Origin of the sequence: Halorubrum sp. Boch-26 (assembly GCF_029889805.1) — an archaeon.
GTDB lineage: Archaea > Halobacteriota > Halobacteria > Halobacteriales > Haloferacaceae > Halorubrum.
This window is the reverse complement of record NZ_JARANT010000109.1, coordinates 1-8,402: the sequence shown is the minus strand read 5'-3', so window position 1 is coordinate 8,402 and position 8,402 is coordinate 1. Positions and strand designations below refer to the sequence as shown.

General features: G+C 69.5%; 8 protein-coding genes. 4 read left to right on the top strand and 4 right to left on the bottom strand.

The window, feature by feature from the left end:
* The 3 genes from OQF71_RS12865 to tpiA all read right to left on the bottom strand — a co-directional run.
* Positions 1 to 371 (bottom strand): DnaJ domain-containing protein (locus tag OQF71_RS12865; RefSeq protein ID WP_280588149.1); only part of this gene is annotated, 371 nt, incomplete at its 3' end.
* A gap of 101 nt (positions 372 to 472) precedes the next feature.
* Positions 473 to 2,389, bottom strand: coding sequence for a molecular chaperone DnaK (gene dnaK / locus OQF71_RS12860; RefSeq protein WP_280588148.1), 1,917 nt, complete (start codon positions 2,387 to 2,389; stop codon positions 473 to 475).
* 204 nt (positions 2,390 to 2,593) lie between these two features.
* Entirely contained in the window at positions 2,594 to 3,238 is a 645-nt protein-coding gene (tpiA, locus tag OQF71_RS12855) for a triose-phosphate isomerase (RefSeq protein ID WP_280588147.1), read from the bottom strand.
* 128 nt (positions 3,239 to 3,366) lie between these two features.
* Here tpiA and OQF71_RS12850 point away from each other — a divergent pair, with 128 nt between their 5' ends.
* Both OQF71_RS12850 and OQF71_RS12845 read left to right on the top strand, forming a co-directional pair.
* Entirely contained in the window at positions 3,367 to 4,185 is an 819-nt protein-coding gene (locus OQF71_RS12850; RefSeq protein ID WP_280588146.1) for a DICT sensory domain-containing protein, read from the top strand.
* The gene (locus tag OQF71_RS12845) at positions 4,182 to 4,595 is read left to right on the top strand and encodes a disulfide bond formation protein B (protein WP_280588144.1); all 414 of its coding nucleotides are present in this window, start codon (positions 4,182 to 4,184) and stop codon (positions 4,593 to 4,595) included. Before OQF71_RS12850 ends, OQF71_RS12845 begins: the two co-directional genes overlap by 4 nt.
* Positions 4,596 to 4,628: 33 nt before the next feature.
* Here OQF71_RS12845 and OQF71_RS12840 read toward each other — a convergent pair whose 3' ends face one another.
* Positions 4,629 to 5,159 (bottom strand): multiprotein bridging factor aMBF1, encoded by a 531-nt coding sequence (locus OQF71_RS12840; RefSeq protein ID WP_280588143.1) that lies wholly within the window; start codon positions 5,157 to 5,159, stop codon positions 4,629 to 4,631.
* A gap of 144 nt (positions 5,160 to 5,303) precedes the next feature.
* Between OQF71_RS12840 and aroA the strand changes: the two genes are divergently transcribed.
* Both aroA and OQF71_RS12830 read left to right on the top strand, forming a co-directional pair.
* Positions 5,304 to 6,683, top strand: coding sequence for a 3-phosphoshikimate 1-carboxyvinyltransferase (aroA, locus tag OQF71_RS12835; RefSeq protein ID WP_280588141.1), 1,380 nt, complete (start codon positions 5,304 to 5,306; stop codon positions 6,681 to 6,683).
* Positions 6,684 to 7,153: 470 nt separating this feature from the next.
* Positions 7,154 to 8,287 (top strand): TRC40/GET3/ArsA family transport-energizing ATPase, encoded by a 1,134-nt coding sequence (locus tag OQF71_RS12830; protein ID WP_280588139.1) that lies wholly within the window; start codon positions 7,154 to 7,156, stop codon positions 8,285 to 8,287.
* Positions 8,288 to 8,402 lie beyond the last annotated feature (115 nt).

Sequence of the window (8,402 nt, the reverse complement as noted above, 5' to 3'; positions counted from 1 at the left end):
CCGCCACCGCGCCCCCCGCCGCCCCCGCCGACGAACTGGTTGAAGATGTCCTCGAAGCCGCCGGCGCCGCCGACGCCGCCGCCCGCCCCGCCGAAGGGGCCGCCGGCGCCGCCGGGACCGCCGCCGCCCGTCGCGCCGCGCTTGTCTGCCTCGGTGAAACGGTCGTGGCCGAGCTGGTCGTACTGGCGGCGCTTCTCCTCGTCGGTGAGCACCTCCTTGGCCTTCTGGATCTTCTTGAACCGCTCCTCGGCGCCGTCGTCGTCGCTGACGTCGGGGTGGTGTTCGGCGGCCTGCTTGCGGTACGCCTTCTTGATCTCCTCCTCGCTGGCGTCCCGTGACACGCCGAGGACGTCGTAGAAATTCTCGCTCATGCGTTACGTTCGTTGTTGAGTCGTTCGTGGCTGGGTCGTGTTAAGGGGTCCGTCCGCGGACGGAGAGCCGGGACCGAGCGAACCGGAACCGTTGCGGGAAGCTATTCTTCGTCGTCGACGTCCTCGAAGTCGGCGTCGACGTACTCCTCGTCGTCGCCGTCGGGGCCGGCCGCACCGCCCGGACCGGCCGCACCGCCCGGACCGGCCGCACCGCCCATGCCGCCGGGGCCCGCCGCGCCGCCGGCGCCGCCCGGACCGGCCTGTGCCGCCTGTCCCTCGTACATCTGCTTGCCGATCTCTTGGAGCTCCTCGGTGAGCGCCTCGGTGGCGGACTCTATCTCCTCGGTGTCGGCGTCCTCGTCTTCGAGGACCGCCTCGACGTCCTCGATGGCCGCCTCGATATCGGCGACGAGCTCGTCGTCGTCGAGCTCCTCCTCGTTCTCCTCTAAGAGGGTCTCTGCGCGCTGGATCGACGTCTCGGCCTCGTTGCGGGCCTCGATCCGCTCGCGGCGGGCCTCGTCCTCCTCTTTGTGTTTCTCGGCTTCCTCCTGCATCTCATCGATCTCCTCGTCGGAGAGGCCGACGCCCCCCTCGATGGTGATCGACTCGGCGTTGCCCGAGCCCTGGTCTTCGGCCTCGACGTTGACGATTCCGTTCTCGTCGATGTTGAACGAGACCTCGATCTGCGGGGTACCGGCGGGCGCCGGCGGGATGCCGGAGAGCTGGAACGCGCCGAGCAGCTCGTTCTCCTCGGCGATCTCGCGTTCGCCCTGGAAGACGCGGACGTTGACCGAGGTCTGGTTGTCGGCGGCGGTGGTGAACACCTTCGACTCCTCCGTCGGGATGGTGGTGTTCTTCTCGATGAGCCGCTCGAAGAGGCCGCCTTTCACCTCGATCCCGAGCGAGAGCGGGGTGACGTCCAGCAGGACGATGTCGTCCACGTCGCCGGAGAGCACGCCGCCCTGGACCGCCGCGCCGAGCGCGACCGCCTCGTCGGGGTTGACGTTCTTCTTCGGCTCCTGGCCGACGAGCTCCTCGACCTTCTCCTGGACCTGCGGCATCCGAGTCGAGCCGCCGACGAGGATGACCTCGTCGATGTCGCCCTTCTGGTAGCCTGCGTCGGAGAGCGCCTGCTCGGTCGGCTCGACGGTGCGCCCGATGAGGTCCGAGGTGAGGTTCTCGAACGTCGCGCGGGTGATCGACTGTTCGAGGTGGACCGGACCGCTGTCGGTCGCGGTGATGAAGGGGAGATTAACGGTGGTCTCCTTCTTGTTCGACAGCTCGATCTTCGCTTCCTCGGCGGCGTCTTTCAGCCGCTGGAGCGCCTGCCGGTCCTCGCGGAGGTCGATGCCGTGATTGTTCTTGAACTCCTCGGCGAGGTGGTCGATGAGCGCCTCGTCCCAGTCGTCGCCGCCGAGGTCGTTGTCCCCGTTCGTGGCGACGACCTCGTAGACGCCGCCGCCCAGGTCGAGCACGCTCACGTCGAACGTGCCGCCCCCGAGGTCGTACACGAGGACGGTCTGGTCGGACTCGTCGTCGAGACCATACGCCATGGAGGCGGCCGTCGGCTCGTTGACGATGCGCTCGACCTCGAAGCCGGCGATCTCGCCGGCGTCTTTCGTCGCTTGGCGCTGCTTGTCGTTGAAGTACGCGGGAACGGTGATAACCGCCTTCTCGACGTCGTCGCCGAGGTACTCCTCGGCGTCGCGTTTGATCTTCTGGAGGATCATCGCCGAGACCTGCTCGGGCGTGTACTCCTCGTCGCCGATCTCGACGGTGTAGCCGTCCTCGCCCATGTGACGCTTGATCGACTGGATCGTGCGGTCGGGGTTCTGGACGGCCTGGTTCTTCGCCGGCTTCCCGACGAGCCGCTCGTCGTCGTCGGCGAAGGCGACGACGGAGGGCGTGGTTCGGTCGCCCTCCGCGTTCGCGATGATCTCGGGCTCGTCGCCCTCCATCACTGCGAACGCGGAGTTGGTGGTACCGAGGTCGATACCGAGGATCTTGTTGCTCGCCATCTTATCCAAGATTAGCGGCTTGTATCGGTTAAAGGTTACTAGACGGCGCGATCTCGGCGACCAGCCGATCCCGCTCACGTCATGCGATTTCGACGATCGTGTGAACGGCTCGCATCGGTGTCTTTATACTGACCCGCAAGCGCAGGAGCCCGTATCGGCTTCCGACGGGGTGCGATCTCCTGACTTCAGCGGCGTTCGCCGCGCTCAGAGTCCGGAGACGAGGTCCTCCAGCGCCGCCCGCGGGTCGTCGGCCTTCGCCACGCCCGAGGCCAGCAGGATCCCCGAGGCGCCCAAGTCGCCCGCGGCGGCCACGTCCTCGCCCGTCGAGACGCCGGCGCCGCAGAACACGTCGACTGCCGGGTCGACCGCGGCGGCGGCCGCGACCGCGTCCTCGACGATCCCGGGGTCGGCCGTCGAGACGGAGACGTCGCCGCCGATGAGCTCCGGCGGTTCGACGGCGACGGCGTCGGGACCGAGCGCGGCGGCCGCGCCGACCTGCGCGGGGTTGTTCGCGCAGACGATCGTCTCCAGGTCGGCGCGTTCGGCCGCGCGGACGGAGCCGTCGACGTCGGCGAGCTTCAGGCGGTTCTCCGAGTGGTTGATGAGTGTTCCCTCGGCGCCGTTGTCGGCGACGGCCTCGGCGAGCGTCGACCCGGTGTGAGAGCCGTGGTCGTTCGGTGAGACGTGCTGGGCCCACGTCTCGACGCCGGTGTCCGCGACGCGGGCGAGGTCGGCCGCCTGCGGGGAGACCGCGATCCGAGCGCCGGACGCCTCGGCCACGTCGCGAGCGGCGGTCGCGACTTCGATCGGGTCACACGGGTACGCCTTGAGGTTCACCAGGATGAACATACCCGCACTCGGGAGCCGCGGGCGCAAATACCTTCATGCTCCGGCGACGTTCCTCCGCTGAACTGTTCTGTCACGTCGCCCAGAGCATAAACGACCTTATACCCCGGTACTGTGGGTCGGAACGAGTCATGTCCCTCATCGAGCTCATCGCCGGCGTGGAGGCTCGCGAGCCCACGCTGACCGTCTTCAACGCCGATTCGGCGGTCACGGAGGAGCTCCGCGAGCACTTCGCCGACCGCCACCTCCGGATCGTCGAGGAACGGACCGACGGGGGGCCGAACGGCTACGCCGTCCTCTCGCGCGACGGCGAGTTCGTCACGGCCGTCACCGTGGACGATCTCCTCCGCGGCGTCGGCGACGGGGCGGAAGCGTCCGCCGACGGCCAGCTCGACGAGGATGCGGCGGACGGGGGCGGGGGGAACCGAGACCCGACCGACGAGACTGGGATCGACGACCGGCGCCGGGTCGGCGAGCCGATCCTCGACCACCTCGACGAGACGATGTTCACCTCCTACTCCCACGCCGACATGGTCGCCGCCTCCCGGGAGATCGAGGACCGCGCGTGGCGCGTCGGCGACGGCGAGCTCCACGCCGGGTTCCAGACCCTCGACGTGCTCACCGGGGAGACGGACACATACGACCTGCTGGGCGGCAAAGAGCGACTCAACGTCCACGCGTACGCCGCGGACGAGGGCGATCCGCCGGACGTGGAACACTATACCGTCCACGTCGGGGAGACCGCCGAGATTCGCGAGACGTGGTTCGTCGCGTACGACGGCGGCGGCTACGACGACGCGAAGTGCGCGCTACTCGCCGAGGAGCGCGCGCCCGGCGAGTTCTTCGGCTTCTGGAGCTACGACCCCGACACCGTCGACTACATCATCGACTACCTGACGGAGCAGTACGGGGGATCGGAGCAGACGGACGACGGCGGAGCGACGGTGTGACGGTCCGGACCCCGGAGACGACCGGTTGGCTGTCGGCCGCGACGCTCGTCGCGACGGTCGCGACCGCGGGGAGCCTCTGGTTCAGCCTCGGGCTCGGACTCACGCCCTGCGACCTGTGCTGGTACCAGCGGATCCTCATGTACCCGCTCGTCGCTGTGCTCGGCGTCGCGACGATCGAGGCGCGGCCGGCTGTTTTTCGAACCGCCCTGCCGCTCGTGGGCCTCGGGCTGGGCCTCTCCGCGTACCACTCGTACCTCCAAGCGACGCAGGGGCAGTGCACGCTCGGCGGCCCGTGCGCGACGGTCCAGTGGCAGAGCTTGTCCCTCGGACTCACGATACCGAACCTCTCGCTCGTCGCGTTCGTGCTGCTCGCCGTCCTGCTCGTCGGGATGCGGCTGCGCGTCGAATAAGAGCGGCGCGGCGAACCTCGCGCGACGGTCCCTTCAGTCCTTTCGCTTGACCACGTCGCCGAGCGTCATGGTCCCGGCGTCGCCGCTGTCCCAGTCGGCGTCCTCGACGGACTCGCCCTCGACGAGCGAGATGTCGAGCGCGCGCTCCAGCTTCCGCTGGATATCGTCGGTCGGGAGGGTGTCGCCGCGTTCGAGCTTGCGGATGAGGCTGGCCTTCTCGTTCAGTTGGTCGGCGAGCTCCTCCTGACTCAGCCCGCGGGACTCGCGGGCGTTCCGGATCTGATCGTCGTAGTCGGTCGCGATCTCGTCCATGTCGTCGAACATGTCGCGCGGCCGCGTCGAGCCGCCTGACGACCCGCCGGATCCGGACGAGCCGGACGACGACCCGGACGACTTCCCGGTGCTCGAGCTCGTGGAGTACTTGCCGCCGCCGGAGCCGGTGGACTCGTCGCGGACCTCGGTGCCGAAGTCCGTACACGAGCTACACAGCTCCAGTTCGGCGCCTTCGACCTTCGTCGTCGTCAGCGAGGCCTCGTCGGCGCCACACATCTCACACTGGGGCATACGCGACGGTAACGCTCCCGTTCGTATAAAGGGTGCGCCGGAGCGCTGCCCCGGGCGGTCGGTCCGCGACGCGAGGGACCGGCCGCCCGCGACGAGTCGTGCCGCGTCCGGTACCGACTTGTCGGCGCGGCCGGCATGGACCGTATGGACGTCCACGTCACCAACTCGACCGTGCGGGGGACGACCCGCGCGCCCCCCTCGAAGAGCTACACGCACCGCGCGCTGCTCGCCGCGGGGTACAGCGACGGCGCGACCGTGCGGTCACCGCTCGTCTCCGCGGACACGCGGGCGACCGCCCGCGCCGTGACCGCCTTCGGCGGTGCGGTCGAGCCGGAGTCGGAATCCGGAGGCGCCGACGCGCTCGTCCCCGACGACGCCGACGCGCTCGCCGTCGACGGCTTCGACGGCCGACCGGCGGTCCCCGACGACGTGATCGACTGCGCGAACTCCGGGACGACGATGCGGCTGGTCACCGCCGCGGCCGCGCTCGCCGACGGGACGACGGTGTTGACGGGGGACGGGTCGCTCAGGTCGCGCCCGCAGGGGCCCCTGTTAACCGCACTCGCCGACCTCGGCGTGCGCGCGGAGTCGACCCGCGGCAACGGGCAGGCGCCCCTCGTCGTTTCCGGACCCCTCGCGGGCGGCGAAGTCGCGATCCCGGGCGACGTCTCCTCGCAGTACGTCACCGCGCTGTTGATGGCCGGCGCGGTCACCGAGCGGGGGATCGAGGTCGAGTTGACGACCGAGCTCAAGTCGGCGCCGTACGTCGACATCACGCTCGAACTGCTCGACGACTTCGGGGTCGAGGCGACGCCGGTCGACGACGGGGGGGAGGCGCTCGACGGCGCCGCCGGCGCGGCGGGGTTCGTCGTCGAAGGCGGGCAGTCGTACGCGCCCGCCGGCGGGAGCTACGCCGTTCCCGGCGACTTCTCCTCCATCTCGTATCTCGTCGCGGCCGGCGTGGTCGCGGCCGAGCCGGACGAGGCGGTCCGGATCGAGGGCGCGCGGCCGAGCGCGCAGGGCGACGCCGCGATCGTCGACATCGCGGAGCGCATGGGCGCCGACATCGAGTGGGACCGCGAGGCGGGCGACATCACCGTCCGGCGCTCGGACCTGTCGGGCGTCGAGGTCGACGTGGGCGACACGCCCGACCTGCTCCCCACGATCGCCGCGCTCGGTGCGGTCGCCGACGGCGACACCCGGATCGTGAACTGCGAGCACGTCCGGTACAAGGAGACCGACCGCGTCGCCGCGATGGCCGAGGAGCTGGAGACGCTCGGCGCCGAGACGACCGAGGAGCCCGATGTCTTGACGGTCCACGGCTCCGAGAGCGATCTGCGGGGGGCGACCGTCGACGGCCGCGCCGACCACCGGATCGTGATGGCGCTGGCCGTGGCCGCGCTCGCCGCCGATGGCACCACGACGATCCGCGGCGGCGAGCACGTCGACGTCTCCTTCCCCGACTTCTTCGACGCGATGGCCGACCTCGGGATGGCCGTCGAGCGCGACGACGCGGGCGAGTAGACGCGATATACAACTGACGCTAGACTCAAGCGGCGATTGTTTATAAACGAACGGTGGGTGCGGTGGCGCGTGCCTGCGAGGCCGCTCCGCGGCCGAGCAGCACGCGCGAGGGAGTCGCGAACGAAGTGAGCGACGAGGCTGGGGAGGCGTGAGGTGCGGTTGCGGTGCTGTGCGGGGAGGGACTCAAAGGGGCAGCCGCGAAGCCGGCGGAGGCGACGTAAGCACTGCAGGGAGTGAGCGAAGCGAACGACCGAAGCGCGCAGCGAGCGTCCGCCGGCTTCGCGGCTGGGGGTTTGGAGGTATTCGGCAGCAATCTATCGGCGACGGCTTATAAGCGAGCGGCTGGGGGTTTGGCGTCACTCGCCGCGATAACAACAGTCTCTCCGATCCCCTCTCTTTCGAGACCGCGCCCCCCGAGTTTCCTTCGTAAGACCGACGGGTACACAAACGCGCCGCACGCACGACCGGGTATGGACGACATCGACGTCGAACCCGTGGATCGCGTCGAGGAGCCCGACGGCGACGATCCCACGATCGATTCCGAAGCCGACCTCCCGGCCGAGACGGACGCCGCCACGGACCTCCCGCGGGGCGTCGACGCCCCCGAGTACGTCCTCTACGGCGGGAAGGGCGGCGTCGGGAAGACCACGATGGCGGCCGCGACCGGGCTCTCCTCTGCCGCGGGCGGGGTCCGGACCCTCGTCGTCTCGACGGACCCCGCGCACTCCCTCTCCGACACCTACGAGACGGAGATTCCGGCGGAGCCGACGCAAATCCGCGAGGACATCCCGCTGTACGCCGCCGAGATCGACCCCGACGACGCGATGGAGGAGGGGATGTTCGGCGCCGACGGCGACCCTCTCGGCGGGATGGGGGAAATGGGCGACGCGATGGGCGGGATGGGAGGAGTCGACGACGAAGACGGCGACGCCGGCCTCGGCTCCCTCCTCGGCGGGACGATGCCCGGCGCCGACGAGGCGGCCGCGATGCGCCAGCTGCTGGAGTACCTCGACGACCCGCGCTTCGACCGGGTGATCGTCGACACCGCGCCGACGGGCCACACCCTCCGGCTCCTCCAACTGCCCGAGATCATGGACTCGATGATCGGCCGCGTGATGAAGCTCCGAAACCGGTTTTCGGGGATGATGGACGGCCTCAAGGGGATGTTCGGCGGGGGGGACGACGGCCCGGACCCCTCCGCGAACTTGGACGAGCTGCAAGAGCGAATCGAGCGTCTCCGGTCCGTGCTAACGGATCCCGCGCAGACCGACTTCCGCGTCGTGACGATCCCCGAGGAGATGAGCGTGGTCGAGTCCGAGCGGCTGGTCGCCCGTCTCGACGAGTTCGGCATCCCGGTGAACACGCTCGTCGTCAATCGGGTGATGGAGGGCGTCGGGGACGTGGCCGACGTCGATCCGGCGTGGATCGTCGAGCCGAACCCGGACACCTGCGAGTTCTGCGCGCGGCGCTGGGAGGTCCAGCAGGCGGCGCTCCGGCGGGCGACCGATCTGTTCCGCGGCCGCGACGTGAAGCGCGTCCCCCTCCTCGCGAACGAGGTCCGCGGGGAGGCCGCGCTGCGAGTCGTGGCGGCGTGTCTGCGCTAGGACTGGACGCGGTCTCGTTCGGCGCCGTTCACTCCCCCGACGCCCCGAACAGCTGTCTCTTTTTTTTTCTCTTTTTTTTTTTTTTTTTTTTTTGTATAGATTTTGGTGGAGGGAA

Excerpts from the sequence above, each read along its gene's own strand:
- tpiA (WP_280588147.1), bottom strand. The coding sequence starts at position 3,238 with ATGTTCATCCTGGTGAACCTCAAGGCGTACCCGTGTGACCCGATCGAA.
- dnaK (WP_280588148.1), bottom strand. The coding sequence starts at position 2,389 with ATGGCGAGCAACAAGATCCTCGGTATCGACCTCGGTACCACCAACTCC.
- OQF71_RS12850 (WP_280588146.1), top strand. The coding sequence starts at position 3,367 with ATGTCCCTCATCGAGCTCATCGCCGGCGTGGAGGCTCGCGAGCCCACG.
- OQF71_RS12830 (WP_280588139.1), top strand. The coding sequence starts at position 7,154 with ATGGACGACATCGACGTCGAACCCGTGGATCGCGTCGAGGAGCCCGAC.
- OQF71_RS12840 (WP_280588143.1), bottom strand. The coding sequence starts at position 5,159 with ATGCCCCAGTGTGAGATGTGTGGCGCCGACGAGGCCTCGCTGACGACG.
- aroA (WP_280588141.1), top strand. The coding sequence starts at position 5,304 with ATGGACGTCCACGTCACCAACTCGACCGTGCGGGGGACGACCCGCGCG.